The organism is Streptomyces sp. NPDC001532 (assembly GCF_040298625.1).
GTDB lineage: Bacteria > Actinomycetota > Actinomycetes > Streptomycetales > Streptomycetaceae > Streptomyces.
Genome location: NZ_JBEPAL010000066.1, coordinates 20,035 through 38,580, shown reverse-complemented (window position 1 = coordinate 38,580; position 18,546 = coordinate 20,035). Strand labels below are relative to the sequence as shown.

Genomic DNA, 18,546 nt, shown 5'->3' with positions numbered 1-18,546 from the left:
ACCCTCCTGCACCGTATGAAGGCCGACGGCCGGCTGCCGCACATATCCGACCGCCTCGGCATGCTGACCCGCACCAACTCCGAGGCCCTGGTGGGAGAGGCCCTGCAACGCGCGGTCGCCGAGGCCGCCGCGTTCGTGGCGGCGGGCGGTGCCGGGAACCCGGCGCTGTGGCGGACCGAGCCCGAGCCGCCGGTCGACACGGCGCCCGCCACCGACGCGTTCGCCCTCGTCGAGCAGGTGCGGGCGCGCGGCGGCACGGTCGTGGCGACCGGCGGCTGCTTCGACCTGCTGCACGCCGGGCACGTCGGCCTGCTGGAGAGCGCCCGCCGCATCGGTGACTGTCTCATCGTGTGCCTGAACTCGGACGACTCCGTCGGCCGGCTCAAGGGCCCCGGGCGTCCCCTCAACCCGGTGGCCGACCGGGCGCGCGTGCTCCAGGCGCTGGGCAGCGTCGACGCCGTGGCGGTCTTCGACGAGGACACCCCGCAGGCGCTGCTGAGCCGGCTGCGGCCGGATGTGTGGGTCAAGGGCGGCGACTACTCGGTGCAGGAACTGCCGGAGGCGGAGACGCTGCGCGGATGGGGCGGCCAGGCGGTCGTGCTGCCGTACCTCGACGGCCGGTCCACCACCCTGCTCGCCCGCCGGGCCGCGCGCGCCGCGGTCCGGATCGGGCCGTCCCCGTCCTGAGAGGGCCCTTGCCGTGACCGAGGAACCCCCGACCGTCCGGCCGAGCGTGCTGGTGCTGCGCGCGCTCGGCCTGGGCGACCTGCTGACCGCCATACCCGCCCTCAAGGCGCTGCGGCGTGGGCTGCCCGGTCACGAGCTGGTGCTCGCGGCGCCCGAACGGCTCGCCGGGGCGGTCGCCGCGACCGGGCTGGTCGACCGGCTGCTGCCCGCCGAGGCCGCCGGACGGGCGGTGCCCGCGGAGCTGGCGTGGCCGGGGCCGGGTCCCGACGTGGCGGTGGACCTGCACGGCAACGGCCCGCCGAGCCATCTGCCGCTCCAGCGGCTCGCACCGCGCCGACTGCTCGCCTACGCGCATCCCGGAACGCCCGGTGTCGCCGGGCCGGTGTGGCGTGAGGACGAGCACGAGCGGGGGCGCTGGTGCCGGCTGCTCGCCTGGTACGGCATCGAGGCCGACCCCGCCGACGTGTCCCTCCCGGCGCCCGCGACGCCCTCCCCCGCGCCCGGCGCGGTCGTCGTCCACCCGGGCGCGGACGCGCCCGCCCGCCGCTGGCCTGCGGAGCGCTTCGCGGCCGTGGCCCGGGAGCTGTCCCGGGCGGGCCACCGGGTGGTCGTGACGGCGGGCGCGGGTGAGCACGAGCTCGCCGCGGGTGTCGCGTCGGCGGCCGGGCTGCCCGCCGGCGCGGTCCTGGGCGGCACCGCCGACGTGCCGTTCGACCGGCTCGCGGCGCTCGTGGCGGGCGCCCGCTGCGTCGTGGTCGGAGACACCGGCCTCGCCCATCTGGCCACGGCCCTGGGCACCCCGTCGGTCGTCCTGTTCGGCCCGGTCGCCCCACGCCTGTGGGGCCCGCCACCGGACCCCCGCCACCACGTCCTGTGGCACCCCGGCGACGACTCCCGCGCCCGCCCCGGCGACGCCCACGGTCTCGTACCGGACGAACGGCTGCTGCGGATCACGGTGGCGGAGGTACTGGCAGCGGTACACACGCTGCCGGTGCGACCGGCCCCGGTTCCCGACGGCCACGGCACACCGGCACCCGCAGGAGCGAGCACCCCGGCCCGACCCTGACGTGCGGCGGGGCGGCCGACTCGCGCGGAGGCGAGCGGCAGTGGGGAGCGGCGCGGTCGTCACCTGTGGCGCCCGCCACCGGATCCCCGCCACCACGTCCTGCGCCACCCCGGCAACGACACCTGCGCCCACCACCCCACGTCGGCACCCACACCAGCGAACACCCCGGCCCCACGCTGACGGAAGCAGGACGGCCAGCCCGGTCGCCCCACGCGTGAGCGAACGCGAGCGGGGACCAGCAACGGTCGTCACCGCCTGCGGAGCCCGCCACCGGATCCCCGCCACCACGTCCTGCGCCACCCCGGCAACGACACCTGCGCCCACCACCCCACGTCGGCACCCACACCAGCGAACACCCCGGCCCCACGCTGACGGGAAGCGGGACGACCGACCCGGTCGCCCCACACGTGAGCGAGCGGGAGTGGGGAGCGGCGCGGTCGTCGCCTGTGGCGCGCGCCGCCGGACATCAGCCACCACGTCCCGTGGCAGCCCCGGCGACTACACCCGCGCGCCCCGGCAAGCGCTCCGGCCCCCGCTGGCGGGACCGCGTGGGCCGGGTCCCTCAGGCCGCCGTCTCCAGGACCGTGCGGCGCTCCTCGGTGCGGAGGGGGGCCATCCGGGCCGGGGTGCGGCGGTCCCGGAGGAGGAAGCCCGTGCCGATCGTCGCGGCGATGAGCAGGCCGCCGGCGACGAGGGCGCCGCGGGCGCCGGCGACCTCCATGAGGAGGCCGAGCAGCGGCGGGCCCGCGAGGCCCCAGCCGGTGCTGATGCTGCCCCAGACGCCGAGCACGCGGCCGCGCAGATGGGCGGGCGGGTCGGTCTGGAGGACGGTCGTGCCGGCGGTGTCGGAGACGGTCTCCACGATGGCCATGGGCAGGACCAGGACCAGCAGCACGGCGATCGACGGCGACAAGCCGGCCACGGCCTGGAGCAGCGCGCCGACGGCGGCCAGCGTGCCGACGAGCCGCACCGACGGCCGCCGCAGCCGGGCGCCGAGCACCGCGCCGAGGATGCCGCCGACGGCGAGCACGGTGGAGACGGTGCCGAACGCCCCGGCGCCGCCCGCGAGCGGGCCGGTGACGAGGACAGCGAGGGTCAGGCCGTAGTTGCGGCCGAAGACCGCGCTGATGCCGGTGATCCCGGCGAGCGCGACCAGCCGGGGCCGCCGGGCGAAGAAGGCGAGGCCCTCGCGGACGCTCATGTCCTGGCCCTTGGGCTCCCGCTTCGCCGGGTGGGAGCCCTTGCTCTCGGCGCCGGCGCCGCGCTGGGCGGGGATGGCCGCCGTGGTGGCCGCCGCCCCGGCGATCGGCCGCAGGAACGGGATGATCGAGGCGACGAAGAGGAACGACAGGCCGTTCGCGGCGTACGCGGCGGCCGTGCCGAGGAGGCCGACGGCCACTCCGGCGAACGCCGTGCCGGCCAGCCGCCCGGCGCTGTGCACCAGGGAGCCGACGCCGATCGCGGACGGCACGTCCTGCGGCCGGACCAGGTCGTTGCCCAGCAGGGCGCAGGCGGGTCCGTCGACGGTGGCGATGGTGCCGGTGACCGCGGCGAGCACCAGCAGCACCGTGAGGTCGAGCCGGTCGGTGGCCACCAGCAGGGCGGTGGTGAGGGCGACGAGACCGAGCAGCGCCTGGCTGACCAGCGCGGTCGTCTTGCGGGGCCAGCGGTCGACGGCGGCGCCGCCGACCAGGCTGATCAGCAGCGCGGGCGCGGCCTGCACGGACACCGACAGACCGGTCGCGGCGGCGGAGCCGGTGATCTGCAGGACCAGCAGGTTCTGCACGGTGAGCTGCATCCACGTACCGGCGTTGGACACGAAGTTGGCCAGGGACCACCAGCGCATGCTGCGGTAGCGCAGGGACCGCCACGGGGAGCGGGACTCACCGGGCGCGGAGGCGGCGGTGTCGGTCGTGGGGGCGTCGGGGGGCACGGGGGCGGCGGAGAGAGGCAAGGCGATACTCGGCAGGTGATGTCCGGGAACTCGGGAAAGGATCGGGATTCCACGGGAGTCGGGATCACCGGCTGCGCTGCGCGGTCACTCCACGGGATGTTCCGGAACGGGATGTTCCGAACGAGCGTCGCCCATCGTGGCAGACGGTGCCCCCGGGCCATCGGCGGCCGTCTCTTCGAGGGCTGCCGGTGAGGGGCCGATCCGTGCTCCCACCTGGGCCGCGGCACATCCTGTGCACTTGCTCACAGACCTCGCGAAAGCACGCGTATTCCCATCTGCCGCATCCTGTTACGCCTCACCCCGGCACGGGCACCCGGGTGTCCTGGGCGGGTCCCCTCGGGAGCCGCCGTGGTCTTGATGGAGGTACTGACATGGCACACGGAGGAAACGTCATCGACGAGCTGATGACGGACCACCGGGAGGTGGAGGCCCTGTTCGGCCGCATCGAGGGGCTGCCCGTGGGCCACAAGGACCGCAAGATGTACGCGGACCAGGTCACCATGGAGCTGGTGCGCCACTCGGTCGCCGAGGAGGCCCATCTGTACCCGGCCGTGCGCGCGCATCTGCCGAACGGCGACGCCATGGCCGACCAGGAGATCGACGACCACTCCAAGGCCGAACGGATCATGAAGGACCTGGAGGGCTGCGACGCCGACGATCCCGAGTTCGACCGGCTCGTCGGCATGCTCATGAGCGAGATCCGCTCCCATGTGGCGGACGAGGAGCAGAACCTCTTCCCGCTGTTGCGTCAGGCGTGCCCCGCGGAGACCTTGGACGAGCTCGGCGACAAGGTGCGCCAGGCCAAGAAGATGGCACCGACCCGCCCGCACCCGTCCGCTCCGGACCGTCCCCCGGCCAACAAGCTGCTCGCACCCGGCATGGGGCTCGTGGACCGGATGCGTGACGCGCTGACGGGACGCGGCAAGAAGGACTGACCCCGGCACCGGGGCCCACGTCCTTCGGTCGAACCCCCCACACCCGACCGTCATGGAGGACACCCATGGCCCGCATCACACCGCCCGACCTGCAGAAGGCCCTGTCCGGCGCGGAGTACCCGGCGGACAGCACCCGCCTCGCGGAGGTCGCCCGGGACAATCACGCGTCCAAGGAGGTCACCGAGCGCATCGAACATCTGGGGAAGCGGCAGTTCCAGAACCCGGCCGAGGTGAGCAAGGCCGTGTTCCGCGACAAGTGACCCGCTCACCCACACGGCGGCCGTGGCACCTGACGCCACGGCCGCCGTCCTGTGCGTGCCGCCGCCGGCGCTAGCCTTCGCGCATGCCCGAACACCGATGCCCCGAGCGGGTCATCACACGATGGGTCGACGGCCGGATCTGCGCCTACGACCCGGCCGTCGCCGCGACGGGCGTGCTGTCGCCCGTCATGAGCTGCCGGCCGTCCGCCGGGGACGAGGTCGTCGGCCACGCCGTCGCCGCCGATCTGCTGCGCGCCTACTACACGACCCTGGACACGGTCGTGTGCGTGTCGGCGGAGGGAGCCGAGGTCTGGCGGTGGGAGTTCGAGCCGCGGTCGGCGCACCGCCTCGGGCACCGGCCGAGCTGTGTGCTGTCGGTGGACGGACACGCGCTCTGGGGCTACCGGCCCGACGCCATGGCCGGCCGTGACCGCCCCGACCAGTGGGTGGCCCTGGACGCCGCGACCGGCACGCTCGTCGCGCAGGCGGACCTGGACACCGTGGGGCACGGCGGCGAGCAGCTGCCGCACCGTGCGAGCGGTGCGGTCCTGCTCGACGTGGGCGAGGGCCAGGACGGTTCGGTCGTCCACCGAGCGTCGCTGACCGGGGCCGGGATGGATCTCTTCCGCTACCCGTGGAGCGACCGGTGTCTCATCGGTCTGTCGCCCGACGGGCGCCGATTCATGACCGTTCACCACGAGCAGGCCGACGTCGCCGTCCACGCCTACCCGGACGGCGAGGTCGCGTTCGCCCTCACGGTGGACGACTTCGGGCACGCCCCGGAGGAGGCCTTCGTGGAATGGAGCGGTGGCTTCCTGAGCCCGGACACCGTCGTGGTCACCGTCGGCGGCGAGACCGAGGACGAGCAGGAGTGGTTCCGCCACTACCGCGTGGACGTGCGCTCCGGCCAGGTCCGCGGCGAGTTCGACGCCCGCTCGCAGCACCCCTACGACATCCGGCCGCTCGGGGACGGCACCTGGCTCACCACGGACGCTGCCTCAGGTCACCCGATGCGCTGGACCGACGCGTAGCCACGTCCCGGTGCGCGCCCTTGTGCGCGCCGGTGTACGCGCCGCTGTGCGCACCGGTGGTGTGGTCCGCGAAGTACGCGATGGTCCGTGCGAACCCCTCCTCCCACGCCACCCGCGGCGCCCAGCCGTAGAGCTCGCGGGCGAAGGTGGTGTCCGGCCGCCGCCGGGCGGGGGCGTGGGGGCGGGCGGGGCGGAACCGCAGGCGGGACGGGGAGCCGGTGAGGCGGATCACCCGGCGGGCGATCTCCTCGACGCTGGCCTCGTCGTCGCCGCCGATGTTCACCGGCCGCACCGACCGGCTGGCGGCGACGAGCAGCACGCCCTCGACGACGTCGTCGACGTAGGCCAGGGTCCGGGTCTGGCTGCCGTCGCCCTCGATGGTCAGCGGTGCCCCGGCCAGCGCCTGCCGGACGAAGGTGGGCAGGGCCTGGCGGCCGTCCGGCCGGGCGCGCGGCCCGTAGGTGTTGAACACCCGGACGATTCCGGCGTCGATGCCGCGGGCCCGCGCGCCGGCCGTGGTCAGGGCCTCGGCGAACCGCTTGGCCTCGTCATGGGCGCTGCGAGGGCCGACCGGGTCGGCGTGTCCCCAGCAGTCCTCGCGCTGCGGGTGGGCCGCCGGGTCGCCGTAGACCTGGCCGGCGGAGCCGAGGAGGAACCGTGCTCGGTCCCGCTCGGCGACGGCCAGCGCGTTGCGGGTGCCGGGGCCGGCGGCGGCCAGCGCGGCGAGGCGGCGGCCCAGGCAGTCGGCGGGTGAGGCGGGGCCGGCGAAGTGCAGCACCAGGTCGTAGGGCCCGGGCAGGGCGTCCGGGGCGCCGGGTGCGCTCATGTCCTGCCGGTGGAGCCGGAAGCCGGGGCGGTCGGCGAGGTGGCGGACGTTGTCCGTGGTTCCGGTGGACAGATCGTCCGCGCAGTCGACCTCCACACCGGAATCGAGCAGGCGTTCGCATAGATGCGAGCCCAGGAATCCGGCGCCCCCGGTGACCAGGGCGCGGCGCCAGCGCGGCGGCGCCCACGGCAGCGGCGTCGTGGAGAACGTCACCGGCGTCATCAGCTCGGCCTCCCTTCCGGCCGCTCTCATCCTCCGACGGCCGGTGCCGGCCCGCCACATGAGCCGGGTGCGCCACCCGAGGCGGCCGGCACCGCGGGCACCGAGCGTCCGGCGGCTGCGCGAGCGGTGCCCCGTCCCCCGTCCGGCCCCGCCGGGCCGCCGTCGCGTCACCCGGTCGGACATCGCCGTCTGGTGCACTTCCCCTGCCCGCTGCGACAGTTGACGGGACCTCAGGGGGAAAGAGTGACGCGACGTCAGAAGCGGTTTCCCGGCGGCAGAACGGTACTGGCGCTCCTCATGGCACTCGGCTCACTGGCCGGTGCCGGCCTCGTCGGGGCCACACCGGCCGGCGCGGCCCCGGCCGGTGCCCCGGCCGGCAATCCGGTCGCCCCGGGCGTCATCCACCGGGAGTTCGACGTCCAGGGGGCGGGCGGCCCGGCGCACGTCCATGTGCTCGATGTCGACCTGAGCCATCCGAAGGTGCGGCTGGACCTGCTGTATCCGGGGGTGGTCGCGGCGCGGGCCACCGTGTCGGGGCTCGCCGACGCCCAGGGGGCCGTCGCCGGGGTCAACGGGGACTTCTTCAACATCAACGAGAGCCAGCACCCCGGAGTGGAGGCGACCGGCGCGAGTGTCGGCCCGGCGATCGCCGACGGCCGGACCCTGAAGGCGGCGGTGCCGGACGGACAGCGGTTCGGCCCGGCCCTGCCGCCGGGCACCTCCACCGAGGACGTGCTGGGCGTGGGCACCGACCGACGGGCCCGGCTGGACCGGCTCGCGCTGGACGGCTCGATCACCACCGCCGAGGAGGAACTGCCGCTCGGCGGGCTCAACCAGTACGCCCTGCCGGTCGGCTCCGTCGGCGCCTTCACCGCGGACTGGGGCGAGGCGTCCCGGGTGCGCGCCATCTGCGGCACGGACACCGAGCGGGCGGCGCCGTGCAGCACCGACACCCATGAGGTGACGGTCCGCGACGGCCAGGTGGTCTCGGCCGCGCCGACTCCGGGCAGCGGGCCGATCCCGCCCGGCACGACCGTGCTCGTCGGCCGGGAGGCGGGGGCGCAGTGGCTGCGCAAGCTGGCCACGGGCGAGTCCGTGCGGATCCGCCACCAGTTGGTGGCCGCCGGATCGCGGGTGCCGTACCGCTTCGCCATCGGCGGCTATCCGGTGCTGTCCGGCGGGCAGCCGCTGCCGGGCCTGGACGACCGGACCTCGGCGGTGCGCTCGGCGGTCGGCGTCGCGGACGACGGCCGGCGGGTGCTGCTGCTGGCGCTGGACGGCGCCCCCGAGTACCGCACCGGCCTGACGATCGCGGAACTGGCGGACACCCTGGACGGGCTGGGCGCGGTCGACGCCTTCAGCCTCGACGGCGGCGGCTCCTCCACGCTGGTCGCCCGCGCGCCGGGCGGGACCGCCGTGTCCGTGCTCAACCATCCGGCGGGCGGTGTCCAGCGGCCCGTGCCCAACGGCATCGGGGTCTTCGCCGGCCCGTGAGCCGCGGTTGCGGGGCCCTCGGTTCAGGGCCGCAGGCTGCTCACGATGTCCGCCGTCGCCGTCAGACCGCTGTGGATGGTGGGCGCCATGCTCGTGCTCGCCAGGTAGAAGCCCAGCAGCAGGCAGACCAGCGCATGGGAGACCTTCAGGCCGCCGTTGCGCAGGAAGATCACCGCAAGGACCAGAAGCAGCAGCACCACCGAGATGGAAATGGCCATCGTCAACCTCCTCCGCCACGCCGTCACGCGTCCGGTTCACGGCGTTCGGCCGCAAGTGTGGCGTAGCGGAGGGTTCGTCCGGGCGGCTGACCTGTCCGCCGAACGTGTGGTTCTACGCGGACCGGCGGCCGTCGAGGAAGGCTTCGAGGCCGGCGAGGTCGTCGGTGTTGAGGTGGTCGACCCCCGCGGCCAGCAGTTCCGTCCACACCGCGTCCCGCTCCGGGCCCGGTTGGTCCGGGGTGGCCCAGAACCGTACGCGCTGTCCGCGCGCGTGTGCCGCCGACACGATGGTGTGCAGCTTCTGCCGCTCGGCGGCGGGGAAGTCGCCGGCGCCCCGCCAGGTGAACTGGAGCGTCCAGTTGTCGCTGATCAGCGGGATGAGGGAGGCGGGTGCGGGACCGCCGAGGTCGGCGAGCCGGCCGTCGTAGAAGGCGTGGCGGACGGTCTGGGCCTCCATGGGGGCACGGGCCGCCCGGTCGCCGGAGATCACGGCGGTGACCGGGCCGGGGTGGACCCGGCCATGGGAGCAGGCGGTGAACAGGTGCCGGTGGCGGCGCAGTCGGCGGTCCAGTTCCCGATAGGCCGAGGAGCCCTCGGTCTTGAGATCGACGAGCAGTTGGAGGGAGCCGCGGTGTCCCCGGTACACGGAGCCCCCGTTGGCGCGGACGCGGGCGGCGAGCGGGTCGAGGTAGAGGGCTTCCAGGGTGCGGGCCGGGTCGAGGTCCTGCGGGTCGTGGGCGACGAGGAGCTGGTCGCCGACGAGGAAGACGTCGGCCTCGACGCTGCCGAAGCGGTGGTCGAGGGCGTCGAGCAGGGGGCGCGGGTGCTCGTAGTCGTTGTGGGCGTGGGCGCGCCACAACGGGCGTGGCCGGTGCCGCTGTTCACCGGCGAGGGCGCTGCCGGCGGGCATGGCGACGGCGCCCGCGAGGGCGGCGCCGAGGGTGGTGAGGGCTCTGCGGCGGGTGGTGAGGGCCATGCGCTGCCTCCCTTGAGGTGCCGGACGGAACGCAGTGAGTATGCGGTCGTCGAGGGCTCAAGGAGCAGTGCTGTGCGGCGAGTTGGCCGGAGTGCCGTCAGGTGTTCACTTCGCCGGGGCGGTGCGCGCGGAAGAGCCCGCCCCGGGTGGGGCGGGCTCGTTCTGTTCCGGGTGTCCGTCAGGGGGCCTGGAGGTCCACCAGTTCGGCCAGCGCCGCGCGGTGGGCGCCCGCGGTGCCGTAGGCGATCGAGTCGGCCTTGGCCCGCTTGAGGTACAGGTGGACGGGGTGCTCCCAGGTCATGCCGATGCCGGCGTGCAGTTGCAGCGCCTCCTCGGCGGCGTGGACGGCGACCGGGGCGGCGTAGGCCTGTGCGACCGCGATGGTCACCTCGGTGTCCGCGCCGGTCGTGAGGGCGTCGGCGGCGGCGCGGGCGGCGGCACGGAGGTTGACGACCTCCAGCCACAGCTGGGCGAGCCGGTGCTTGAGCGCCTGGAAGCCGCCGACCTGGCGGTTGAACTGGTTGCGCTCCTTGAGGTAGCGGACCGTCTCGGTCAGCGTCCAGTCGGCGAGACCGAGTTGCTCGGAGGCGAGCAGCCCGGCTCCGGCGCGCAGCGCCCGGCGGACGGCCGGTGCGCTGTCGCCCAGCCGGCGGCCGGGCGCCGCGTCGAGGGTGACCGTGGCGAGCGGGCGGGTCAGGTCGAGGGAGACCTGCGGGGTGACGGTCGCGGCGGTGGCGTCGACGGCGTACAGGCCGCCGTCGTCGGCGGGTACGAGCAGCACGTCGGCGACGGCCGCGTCGGCGATGCCGGTCAGCTCGCCGTGCAGGGTGCCGCCGTCGAGCCGTACGGTCCTGACGGGGCCGCCCGCGGCGACGTTCAGGGCGACGGCGAGGGCGCCGATGCGCCGGCCGGACGCCAGCTCGGCGAGCAGGTCGTCGGCGCCCGTCTCCAGCAGCGCCTCGGTGGCGACGACGGCGCTCGTCAGGTAGGGCACCGGGGCGACCGCGCGGCCCAGCTCCTCCAGGACGACGGCGGCCTCGCGGTGGGTGGCACCCTGACCGCCCCGCTCCTCGGGCACCAGCAGCCCGGCGAGCCCCATGCCGTCGGTGAGCGCCTTCCACAGCTTCAGGTCGTGCGGGGCGTCCGACTCGGTGCGGGCGATGACGCCCGGCGCGTCGCAGTGGTCGCCGAGCAGGTCCCGGACGGCGGCGCGCAGCGCCTCTTCCTCCTCCGAGTACAGCAGGTCGCGGTCGGTCATCGGGCGAGGTCCTTCCAGGCGACGTCCTTGTCGGTGCGCGGTTCGGCGGGCAGGCCGAGGACGCGTTCGGCGACGATGTTGAGCAGGACCTCGCTGGTCCCGCCCTCGATGCTGTTGCCCTTGGAGCGCAGATAGCGGTAGCCGGCCTCGCGGCCGGTGAAGTCCACGTGCTGCGGGCGGCGCATCGTCCAGTCGTCGTAGAGCAGGCCCTCCTCGCCGAGGAGTTCGACCTCCAGGCCGCTGATCTGCTGGTTGAGGCGGGCGAAGCCGAGCTTCATGCCGGCGCCCTCGGGGCCGGGCTGGCCGGCGACGAGCTGCTGGCGCAGGCGCTCGCCGGTGAGGCGGGCGACCTCGGCGTCGACCCACAGCCCGAGCAGCCGCTGGTGCAGGTCGTGGGTGCGCAGTTCGGGGCGTTCGCGCCAGGTCTTGGCGACGGGGCCGATCATGCCGCCCTCGCGGGGCAGGCGCATGCCGCCGATGGCGACGCGTTCGTTGTTCAGGGTGGTCTGGGCGACCTTCCAGCCGTCGCCGATCTCGCCGAGGCGGCGGGAGTCGGGGATGCGGACGCCGGTGAGGAAGACCTCGTTGAACTCGGCCTCGCCGGTGATCTGGCGCAGCGGCCGGACCTCGACGCCGGGGTCGGTCATGTCGCACAGGAAGTAGGTGATGCCGCGGTGCTTGGGCACGTCCGGGTCGGTGCGGGCGATGAGGATGGCCCAGCGGGCGATGTGGGCGCTGGACGTCCACACCTTCTGCCCGTTGACGACCCAGTCGTCGCCTTCGCGTACGGCCCTGGTGCCGAGCGCCGCGAGGTCGGAGCCGGCGCCGGGCTCGCTGAACAGCTGGCACCACACCTCCTCGCCGGTCCACAGGGGCCGCAGGAAGGTCCGCTTCTGCTCCTCCGTGCCGTACTGGAGGATGGTCGGCGCGGCCATGCCGAGGCCGATGCCGATGCGGCGCGGGTCGTTGTCGGGGGCGCCGGCGGCCTCCAGTTCTGCGTCGACGACGGCCTGGAGGGAGCGCGGGGCGCCGAGGCCGCCGAGGCCCTCGGGGAAGTGCACCCAGGCGAGGCCGGCGTCGAAGCGGGCCCGCAGGAAGTCGAGCCGGTCGGTGCCGGCCGGCGGGTGCGCGGCCAGGAACTCCTGGGTGCGGCGGCGCAGTTCGGCGGCGTCGGTCATGCTGCCTCCTCCATCACGACGGCGATCCGGCCGGTGCTGCGGCCGTCCGCCACCTTCTGCACGGCGGTCGCGGCCTCGGCGAGCGGCACGCGCTCGCTCACCAGCGGCTTGATGAGGCCGCGGGCGGCCAGGTCGGTGAGCTGGTCGTGGCAGTGCTGGACCAGCTTGGGGTTCTTGGTGTTGTACAGGCCCCAGTGCAGGCCGAGGATCGAGTAGTTCTTCACCAGGGCGTGGTTGAGGGCCGGGCTCGGGATGGTGCCGCTCGCGAAGCCGACGACCACGATCCGGCCCTCGAAGGCGACGGTCTTGGCGGACTGCGTGTAGGCGTCGCCGCCCACGGGGTCGTAGATCACGTCGGCGCCGCGGCCGCCGGTGGCCTCCTTGACGGCGGCGACGACGTCCTCGGCACGCCGGTCGATCACCACGTCGCAGCCCAGTTCGCGGGCGACGGCGGCCTTCTCGGCGCCGCCCACGACACCGATGACGGTGGCGCCGGCGGCCTTGCCGAGCTGGACGGCGGCGCTGCCCACGCCGCCCGCTGCGGCGTGCACCAGCAGCGTCTCGCCGGCCTCCAGGCCGGCCCGCCGGTGCAGGCCGAACCAGCCGGTCTGGTAGCCGATGTGCAGGGCGGCGGCCTCGGCGTCGTCGAGCGCGTCGGGCGCGGGCAGCAGGGCCGCGGCGTCGGCGACGGCGTACTCGGCGAAGCCGCCGTGCGGCAGGGCCGGGTTGCCGATGACGCGGCGGCCGTCCTCGGTCTCGCCGCAGATCTCCACACCGGGGGTGAACGGCAGCGGCGGCCGGATCTGGTACTGGCCCCGGCACAGCAGCGCGTCGGGGAAGTTGATGTTCGCGGCGCGCACCCTCACCAGGACCTGGCCGTCACCGGGCGTGGGCCGCTCGGCCTCCGCCAGGCGCATCACCTCGCTCGGCTCGCCGTTCTCGTGCACGTGCCATGCCTGCATGCGGTGCCTCCACGGGACTGCTTCGTCTGACCGGGGTCCACGGCATACTAAGCGGTCGCTTGCCGATCAGGGAACAGTCGGGAGGGTCACCCGTTCGCGTTCTTCGGCCGCGCCCGCACATGCATCCGCTCCCCCTGCGGGCCGAACAGGCTCAGAAACTCCACCGGCCCCTCCCCCGTCGACCCGAACCAGTGCGGCACGCGGGTGTCGAACTCCGCGGCCTCGCCGGCCGTGAGCACCACGTCGTGCTCCCCCAGCACCAGCCGCAGCCGCCCGGACAGCACGTACAGCCACTCGTACCCCTCGTGGCTGCGCGGGTCCGGCTCCAGCTTCCGCTGCGGCTCCAGCACCTTGAACGCCTGCAGACCGCCCGGCTGCCGGGTCAGCGGCCAGTGGGTACGCCCGCCCCGCTCGACCGGCTTCGCACGCACCCGTGGATCGCCGACCGCCGAGGCGCCCACCAGCTCGTCCAGCGGCACCTGGTGGGCCTGCGCGATCGGCAGCAGCAGCTCCAGGGACGGCTTGCGCAGCCCCGACTCCAGCCGCGAGAGCGTGCTCACCGAGATGCCGGTCGCCTCGGACAGCGCCGCGAGGGTGACCTCGCGCTCCTTGCGCAGTCGCCGCAGCCTCGGACCCACACCCGCCAGAACGTCATCGGTACCCATGACGGTCATTGCAGTTTCGGCAAACAGGTTTGTCAATCCCGCAGTGCTCGGGCGACCGTCGGGCGTGGAGGTGGTCACCATGACCGAGAACACCATCGACAGCTGTGAAGTCCTCGTCGTCGGCGGCGGCACCGCCGGCCTGTCCGCCGCGCTGGTGCTCGGCCGGGCCCGGCGCCGCACGCTGGTAGTCGACTCCGGCGAACCGCGCAACGCCCCCGCCGCGCACATGTACGGCTACCTGTCGCGGGACGGCATGCCGCCCGCCGAGTTCCTGGCCGCCGGCCGCGAGGAGATCGCCCGCTACGGCGTGGACCTCGTCCGCGACCGGGCGGTGGACGCCGGCCGCGACGGGGAGCACTTCACGGTCGCCCTGGCGAGCGGCCGGACCGTGCGCGCCCGGCGGCTCGTCGTCACCACCGGGCTGAAGGACGAGCTGCCCGCCGTCCCCGGGGTCGCCGAGCGGTTCGGCCGCGATGTGCTGCACTGCCCGTACTGCCACGGCTGGGAGGTGCGCGACCAGGCCTTCGGCGTGCTCGCCACGTCACCGCTGAGCGTGCACCAGGCGTTGATGGTCTCGCAGTGGTCCGCGGACGTGACGCTCTTCCTGCACACCGTCGCCGAGTCCGAACTGTCCGGCGACGACCTGCGCAGACTCGCCGCGGCCGGGGTCACCACGGTGCCCGGCGAGGTCGCGGGACTGGTCGTCGAGGACGACCGGCTCACCGGCGTACGGCTCACGGACCGCACCGTGCATCCGCGTGAGGCGCTGTTCGTCGCCCCGCGCCCGCTGCCGCGCGGCGGACTGCTCCAGCGGCTGGGCGCCGAGTTCCACGACACCCCGTTCGGCAGCTACCCCGTGGTCGACACCACCGGTCTGACCAGCGTGCCCGGGGTGTGGGCGGCGGGCAACGCCGTCGGCTTCGCCGAGCAGGTCGTCAACGCGGCGAGCGGCGGCTACCGGGCCGGCGCCACGATCAACGGGGACCTGCTGATGACGGACATCGACGCGGCCGTCGCCGCCGGGGTGTAGTCCCGGCGCCGCCGGTGCACTCTGTTTGCATGCTGCTGGCCAGGCTCGCCCAGGTGTCCCGGGAGGTCGCCGCCACCTCGGCACGCTCCCGCAAGACCGCGCTGCTCGCCGCCCTGTTCCGGGACGCGGAGGCGGCCGACGCAGCCGTCGTCATCCCCTATCTGGCGGGACGGCTGCCGCAGGGACGGATCGGCGTCGGCTGGAAGGTGCTCGGCCGGCCGGTCGCCCCGGCCGCCGAGCCCACCCTGACCGTGCGCGACGTGGACGCGCGGCTCACCGAACTCGGCAAGGTCGCCGGACCCGGCTCGCAGGCCGAGCGGGCCCGGCTGGTCGGGGAGCTGATGGGCGCGGCCACCGAGGAGGAGCAGCGGTTCCTGCTGGGGCTGCTGACCGGGGAGGTCCGGCAGGGCGCGCTGGACGCGGCCGCCGTGGAGGGCCTGGCCGCGGCGACCGGTGCGCCGCCCGCCGACGTGCGCCGCGCGGTGATGCTGGCGGGCTCCCTCCAGACGGTGGCCGAGGCGCTGCTCACGGACGGCCCCGCGGCCCTCGACCGCTTCCGGCTGACCGTCGGCCGCCCCGTGCTGCCGATGCTCGCGCACAGCGCGACCTCGGTGGCGGAGGCGGTCGGGAAGCTGGGCGGCTGCGCGGTGGAGGAGAAGCTGGACGGCATCCGCGTCCAGGTCCACCGGGACGGCGACACCGTACGCCTCTACACCCGCACCCTCGACGACATCACCGACCGGCTGCCGGAGGTGACGGCCGCCGCGCTGGAGCTGCGCGGCGAGCGTTTCGTCCTCGACGGCGAGGTCATCGCCTTCGACGCGGACGGCCGGCCGCGCTCCTTCCAGGAGACCGCCGCGCGCGTCGGCTCCCGGGTGGACGTGGCGGCGGTGGCCCGCGCGGTGCCCGTCTCCCCCGTCTTCTTCGACGTCCTGTCGGTCGACGGCCGCGATCTGCTGGACCTGCCGTTCGCCGAGCGGCACGCGGAACTGGCCCGGCTGACGCCCGAGCCGATGCGGGTGCGGCGCGCCCTGGTCGACGGCCCCGACGACCTGCCCGCCGCGGAGGAGTTCCTGGCGAAGACGCTGGCCCGCGGCCACGAGGGCGTGGTGGTCAAGGACCTCGCCGCGCCCTACAGCGCGGGCCGGCGCGGCGCGTCCTGGCTGAAGGTCAAGCCCGTGCACACCCTCGACCTGGTGGTCCTGGCCGCCGAGTGGGGCCACGGCCGCCGCACCGGAAAGCTGTCCAACCTGCACCTCGGCGCGCGGCGCCCGGACGGCTCGTACGCCATGCTCGGCAAGACGTTCAAGGGCATGACCGACGCGATGCTCGCCTGGCAGACCGAGCGCCTGCGACAGCTGGCGGTCTCGGAGGACGCCCAGGTGGTGACCGTGCGCCCGGAACTGGTCGTGGAGATCGCCTACGACGGTCTCCAGCGCTCCACCCGCTACCCGGCCGGCGTCACCCTCCGCTTCGCCCGCGTGGTCCGCTACCGCGAGGACAAGCGGCCGGAGGAGGCCGACACCGTCGAGACCGTGCTCGCCGCGCATCCGGAGGTACGCCCGTGACGACGGCGCGGCGCAGCGCCGGGCTGCTGCTGTACCGGCGCTCCGAGCGCGGCCTCGAGGTGCTGCTCGGGCACATGGGCGGCCCCTATTTCGCCCGGAAGGACGCCGGGGCGTGGACCGTGCCGAAGGGCGAGTACGAGCCGCACGAGCCGGCCTGGGAGGCGGCCCGCCGCGAGTTCCGGGAGGAGCTGGGGCTGCCGCCGCCGGACGGCGAGGCGGTGCCGCTGGGCGAGGTGCGGCAGACCGGCGGCAAGATCGTCACCGTATGGGCGGTGGAGGCGGATCTGGACCCCGGCTCCGTCGATCCGGGCACCTTCACCATGGAGTGGCCGCCGAGAAGCGGCCGCGTCCAGGAGTTCCCGGAGCTGGACCGGGTCCGCTGGTTCGGCCTCGACGACGCCCGGGCCGTGATCGTCAGCGCCCAGGCCGCGTTTCTCGACCGGCTGGCGGAGCACTCGCCCTGAGGAGACGCGCACGCGTTGCGGCCCCCGCCGCCGCGCGCGAAGGTCGAAGCACAGTACCTGCCAGGAGGTCAGCCATGCCCATCGCGACGGTGAACCCGGCGAACGGTGAGACGGTCAAGACGTACGAGGCCATGGGCGCCGAGGAGATCGAACGCCGGCTCCAGCTCGCCGAGGCCACCTTCCGCACCTACCGGACGACGGCCTTCGCCGAGCGCGCCCGGCTGCTGCACCGGGCAGCCGACCTCCTCGACGAGGACCAGCAGGACATCGGGCGGCTGATCACCACCGAGATGGGCAAGCCGGTCAAGCAGGCCCGCGCGGAGGCCGCCAAGTGCGCCAAGGCGATGCACTGGTACGCCGATCACGCCGAGGAGCTGCTGGCCGACGAGGAGCCCGCCGCCTCCGATGTGAAGGACTCCGGTGCCTCCCGGGTGCTGGTGCGCTACCGGCCGCTCGGGCCGGTGCTCGCGGTGATGCCGTGGAACTTCCCGCTGTGGCAGGTCGTGCGGTTCGCGGCGCCCGCGCTGATGGCGGGCAACGTCGGTCTGCTCAAGCACGCCTCCAACGTCCCCGGCACCGCCCTGTACCTGGAGGACCTGTTCCATCGCGCGGGCTTCACCGAGGGCTGCTTCCAGACCCTGCTGATCGGCTCGGCCGCGGTCGACGAGATCCTGCGCGACGAACGCGTCAAGGCGGCCACCCTCACCGGCAGCGAGCCCGCGGGCCGCGCCGTCGCCTCCACCGCCGGCGAGATGATCAAGAAGACGGTGCTGGAGCTGGGCGGCAGCGACCCGTTCGTCGTGATGCCGTCGGCCGACCTCGACCGGGCCGCGGAGGTCGCGGTCAACGCGCGCTGCCAGAACGCCGGGCAGTCGTGCATCGCCGCCAAGCGGTTCATCGTGCACACGGACGTGTACGACGCCTTCGCCGAGCGGTTCGTCGCCGGTATGCGGGCGCTGAGGGTCGGTGACCCGACGGACGAGGAGACCGACGTCGGGCCGCTCTCCAGCGAGCGGGGCCGGGCCGACGTGGAGGAGCTGGTGGACGACGCGGTGCGCGGCGGCGCGGACCTGCTGTGCGGCGGCGAACGGCCGGACGGGCCGGGCTGGTACTACCCGCCGACCGTTCTCGCCGGGATCACCCGCGAGATGCGCATCCACCGCGAGGAGGCGTTCGGGCCGGTCGCCACGCTGTACCGGGCGGGCGATCTGGACGAGGCGGTGCTGATCGCGAACGACTCGCCGTTCGGGCTGAGTTCCAACGTCTGGACCCGGGACGAGGCCGAGGTCGACCGGTTCGTCCGGGACCTGGAGGCGGGCGGGGTGTATGTGAACGGGATGACCGCTTCCCATCCGGCGTTCCCGTTCGGTGGTGTGAAGCGGTCCGGGTACGGGCGTGAGCTGTCCGGGCACGGAATCCGCGAGTTCTGCAACATCACCACCGTTTGGCACGGTGCGTGAGCGGCGCGCGGCTACGATCCCGGTTGTGAACCGCGAAGTGACTCTGCCTCTGATCGTCGACGACCGCGGGACCCTCCAGGTGTCTGCGGCCGATGTGAGCAAGCTGCTGCGGACCGTGGGCGGACGCTGGCTGCATCTGGTGGAGGCCGGGGCGGAGGGGCTGGACGAGGACACCGTGGCGGCTCTGACCATCGAGCTGGCCAAGCTGGCCGACCGCATCGACGTGGCGTGCATCGCGCACAGCAGCGGCGCCGGCGACTAGGAGATGCCGTCGCCGGCGCCGCGGTGCCCC

Annotated in this window: 19 protein-coding genes; 11 read left to right on the top strand and 8 right to left on the bottom strand. The window is 74.5% G+C overall.

What is annotated here, in order from left to right; all coding sequences use genetic code 11:
- Positions 1–687 (top strand): D-glycero-beta-D-manno-heptose 1-phosphate adenylyltransferase (gene rfaE2 / locus ABT232_RS36335; protein WP_351848506.1); only part of this gene is annotated, 687 nt, incomplete at its 5' end.
- 13 nt (positions 688–700) lie between these two features.
- A complete protein-coding gene (locus tag ABT232_RS36330; RefSeq protein ID WP_351848503.1) occupies positions 701–1,753 on the top strand; it encodes a glycosyltransferase family 9 protein in 1,053 nt (350 codons plus the stop codon).
- Between the two features lie 562 nt (positions 1,754–2,315).
- Here the strand turns inward: ABT232_RS36330 and ABT232_RS36325 are convergent.
- The gene (locus ABT232_RS36325) at positions 2,316–3,599 is read right to left on the bottom strand and encodes an MFS transporter (RefSeq protein WP_351848512.1); all 1,284 of its coding nucleotides are present in this window, start codon (positions 3,597–3,599) and stop codon (positions 2,316–2,318) included.
- Between the two features lie 479 nt (positions 3,600–4,078).
- On the opposite strand from ABT232_RS36325, the gene ABT232_RS36320 reads away from it, so the two are divergent.
- From ABT232_RS36320 to ABT232_RS36310, 3 genes are all read left to right on the top strand, one after another.
- Positions 4,079–4,642, top strand: a complete 564-nt coding sequence (locus tag ABT232_RS36320; protein WP_351848501.1) for a hemerythrin domain-containing protein — start codon at positions 4,079–4,081, stop codon at positions 4,640–4,642.
- 65 nt (positions 4,643–4,707) lie between these two features.
- Positions 4,708–4,902 (top strand): DUF2795 domain-containing protein, encoded by a 195-nt coding sequence (locus ABT232_RS36315; protein WP_351848498.1) that lies wholly within the window; start codon positions 4,708–4,710, stop codon positions 4,900–4,902.
- 83 nt (positions 4,903–4,985) lie between these two features.
- A complete protein-coding gene (locus ABT232_RS36310; RefSeq protein WP_351848496.1) occupies positions 4,986–5,933 on the top strand; it encodes a hypothetical protein in 948 nt (315 codons plus the stop codon).
- Here ABT232_RS36310 and ABT232_RS36305 read toward each other — a convergent pair.
- On the bottom strand, positions 5,884–6,981 hold the full coding sequence (locus tag ABT232_RS36305; protein WP_351848494.1) for an NAD-dependent epimerase/dehydratase family protein: 1,098 nt from the start codon (positions 6,979–6,981) through the stop codon (positions 5,884–5,886). The genes ABT232_RS36310 and ABT232_RS36305 overlap by 50 nt on opposite strands.
- Positions 6,982–7,278: 297 nt before the next feature.
- Between ABT232_RS36305 and ABT232_RS36300 the strand changes: the two genes are divergently transcribed.
- Entirely contained in the window at positions 7,279–8,475 is a 1,197-nt protein-coding gene (locus tag ABT232_RS36300; protein WP_351848491.1) for a phosphodiester glycosidase family protein, read from the top strand.
- 23 nt (positions 8,476–8,498) lie between these two features.
- Here ABT232_RS36300 and ABT232_RS36295 read toward each other — a convergent pair whose 3' ends face one another.
- The 6 genes from ABT232_RS36295 to ABT232_RS36270 all read right to left on the bottom strand — a co-directional run bounded on the left by ABT232_RS36295 (position 8,499) and on the right by ABT232_RS36270 (position 13,732).
- On the bottom strand, positions 8,499–8,693 hold the full coding sequence (locus ABT232_RS36295; RefSeq protein ID WP_351848489.1) for a hypothetical protein: 195 nt from the start codon (positions 8,691–8,693) through the stop codon (positions 8,499–8,501).
- 112 nt (positions 8,694–8,805) lie between these two features.
- Complete coding sequence (locus tag ABT232_RS36290; protein WP_351848487.1) at positions 8,806–9,669, bottom strand: phosphatidylinositol-specific phospholipase C/glycerophosphodiester phosphodiesterase family protein; 864 nt, start codon at positions 9,667–9,669, stop codon at positions 8,806–8,808.
- A gap of 178 nt (positions 9,670–9,847) precedes the next feature.
- On the bottom strand, positions 9,848–10,927 hold the full coding sequence (locus ABT232_RS36285) for an acyl-CoA dehydrogenase family protein (RefSeq protein ID WP_351848485.1): 1,080 nt from the start codon (positions 10,925–10,927) through the stop codon (positions 9,848–9,850).
- Positions 10,924–12,105 (bottom strand): acyl-CoA dehydrogenase family protein, encoded by a 1,182-nt coding sequence (locus ABT232_RS36280; protein ID WP_351848483.1) that lies wholly within the window; start codon positions 12,103–12,105, stop codon positions 10,924–10,926. Before ABT232_RS36280 ends, ABT232_RS36285 begins: the two co-directional genes overlap by 4 nt.
- Positions 12,102–13,067: an NADPH:quinone oxidoreductase family protein gene (locus ABT232_RS36275; RefSeq protein WP_351848480.1), complete on the bottom strand. Its 966-nt coding sequence runs from the start codon at positions 13,065–13,067 to the stop codon at positions 12,102–12,104. The genes ABT232_RS36280 and ABT232_RS36275 overlap by 4 nt, the downstream gene beginning before the upstream one ends.
- An 86-nt stretch (positions 13,068–13,153) precedes the next feature.
- Positions 13,154–13,732, bottom strand: coding sequence for a helix-turn-helix domain-containing protein (locus ABT232_RS36270; protein WP_351848478.1), 579 nt, complete (start codon positions 13,730–13,732; stop codon positions 13,154–13,156).
- Positions 13,733–13,811: 79 nt separating this feature from the next.
- Here ABT232_RS36270 and ABT232_RS36265 point away from each other — a divergent pair, with 79 nt between their 5' ends.
- The 5 genes from ABT232_RS36265 to ABT232_RS36245 all read left to right on the top strand — a co-directional run bounded on the left by ABT232_RS36265 (position 13,812) and on the right by ABT232_RS36245 (position 18,516).
- Positions 13,812–14,762: an NAD(P)/FAD-dependent oxidoreductase gene (locus ABT232_RS36265; protein ID WP_351848476.1), complete on the top strand. Its 951-nt coding sequence runs from the start codon at positions 13,812–13,814 to the stop codon at positions 14,760–14,762.
- Positions 14,763–14,791: 29 nt separating this feature from the next.
- A complete protein-coding gene (locus ABT232_RS36260) occupies positions 14,792–16,330 on the top strand; it encodes an ATP-dependent DNA ligase (RefSeq protein WP_351848473.1) in 1,539 nt (512 codons plus the stop codon).
- Complete coding sequence (locus ABT232_RS36255; RefSeq protein WP_351848471.1) at positions 16,327–16,794, top strand: NUDIX hydrolase; 468 nt, start codon at positions 16,327–16,329, stop codon at positions 16,792–16,794. The genes ABT232_RS36260 and ABT232_RS36255 overlap by 4 nt, the downstream gene beginning before the upstream one ends.
- A 74-nt stretch (positions 16,795–16,868) precedes the next feature.
- Positions 16,869–18,254, top strand: coding sequence for an NADP-dependent succinic semialdehyde dehydrogenase (locus ABT232_RS36250; RefSeq protein WP_351848468.1), 1,386 nt, complete (start codon positions 16,869–16,871; stop codon positions 18,252–18,254).
- 25 nt (positions 18,255–18,279) lie between these two features.
- Positions 18,280–18,516, top strand: coding sequence for a DUF6213 family protein (locus tag ABT232_RS36245; RefSeq protein WP_351848465.1), 237 nt, complete (start codon positions 18,280–18,282; stop codon positions 18,514–18,516).
- Positions 18,517–18,546 lie beyond the last annotated feature (30 nt).

Excerpts from the sequence above, each read along its gene's own strand:
- ABT232_RS36275 (WP_351848480.1), bottom strand. The coding sequence starts at position 13,067 with ATGCAGGCATGGCACGTGCACGAGAACGGCGAGCCGAGCGAGGTGATG.
- ABT232_RS36295 (WP_351848489.1), bottom strand. The coding sequence starts at position 8,693 with ATGGCCATTTCCATCTCGGTGGTGCTGCTGCTTCTGGTCCTTGCGGTG.
- ABT232_RS36310 (WP_351848496.1), top strand. The coding sequence starts at position 4,986 with ATGCCCGAACACCGATGCCCCGAGCGGGTCATCACACGATGGGTCGAC.
- ABT232_RS36270 (WP_351848478.1), bottom strand. The coding sequence starts at position 13,732 with ATGGGTACCGATGACGTTCTGGCGGGTGTGGGTCCGAGGCTGCGGCGA.
- ABT232_RS36285 (WP_351848485.1), bottom strand. The coding sequence starts at position 10,927 with ATGACCGACCGCGACCTGCTGTACTCGGAGGAGGAAGAGGCGCTGCGC.
- ABT232_RS36325 (WP_351848512.1), bottom strand. The coding sequence starts at position 3,599 with ATGCGCTGGTGGTCCCTGGCCAACTTCGTGTCCAACGCCGGTACGTGG.
- ABT232_RS36265 (WP_351848476.1), top strand. The coding sequence starts at position 13,812 with ATGACCGAGAACACCATCGACAGCTGTGAAGTCCTCGTCGTCGGCGGC.
- ABT232_RS36315 (WP_351848498.1), top strand. The coding sequence starts at position 4,708 with ATGGCCCGCATCACACCGCCCGACCTGCAGAAGGCCCTGTCCGGCGCG.
- ABT232_RS36300 (WP_351848491.1), top strand. The coding sequence starts at position 7,279 with ATGGCACTCGGCTCACTGGCCGGTGCCGGCCTCGTCGGGGCCACACCG.
- ABT232_RS36290 (WP_351848487.1), bottom strand. The coding sequence starts at position 9,669 with ATGGCCCTCACCACCCGCCGCAGAGCCCTCACCACCCTCGGCGCCGCC.
- ABT232_RS36280 (WP_351848483.1), bottom strand. The coding sequence starts at position 12,105 with ATGACCGACGCCGCCGAACTGCGCCGCCGCACCCAGGAGTTCCTGGCC.
- ABT232_RS36320 (WP_351848501.1), top strand. The coding sequence starts at position 4,079 with ATGGCACACGGAGGAAACGTCATCGACGAGCTGATGACGGACCACCGG.
- ABT232_RS36260 (WP_351848473.1), top strand. The coding sequence starts at position 14,792 with ATGCTGCTGGCCAGGCTCGCCCAGGTGTCCCGGGAGGTCGCCGCCACC.
- ABT232_RS36250 (WP_351848468.1), top strand. The coding sequence starts at position 16,869 with ATGCCCATCGCGACGGTGAACCCGGCGAACGGTGAGACGGTCAAGACG.
- ABT232_RS36305 (WP_351848494.1), bottom strand. The coding sequence starts at position 6,981 with ATGACGCCGGTGACGTTCTCCACGACGCCGCTGCCGTGGGCGCCGCCG.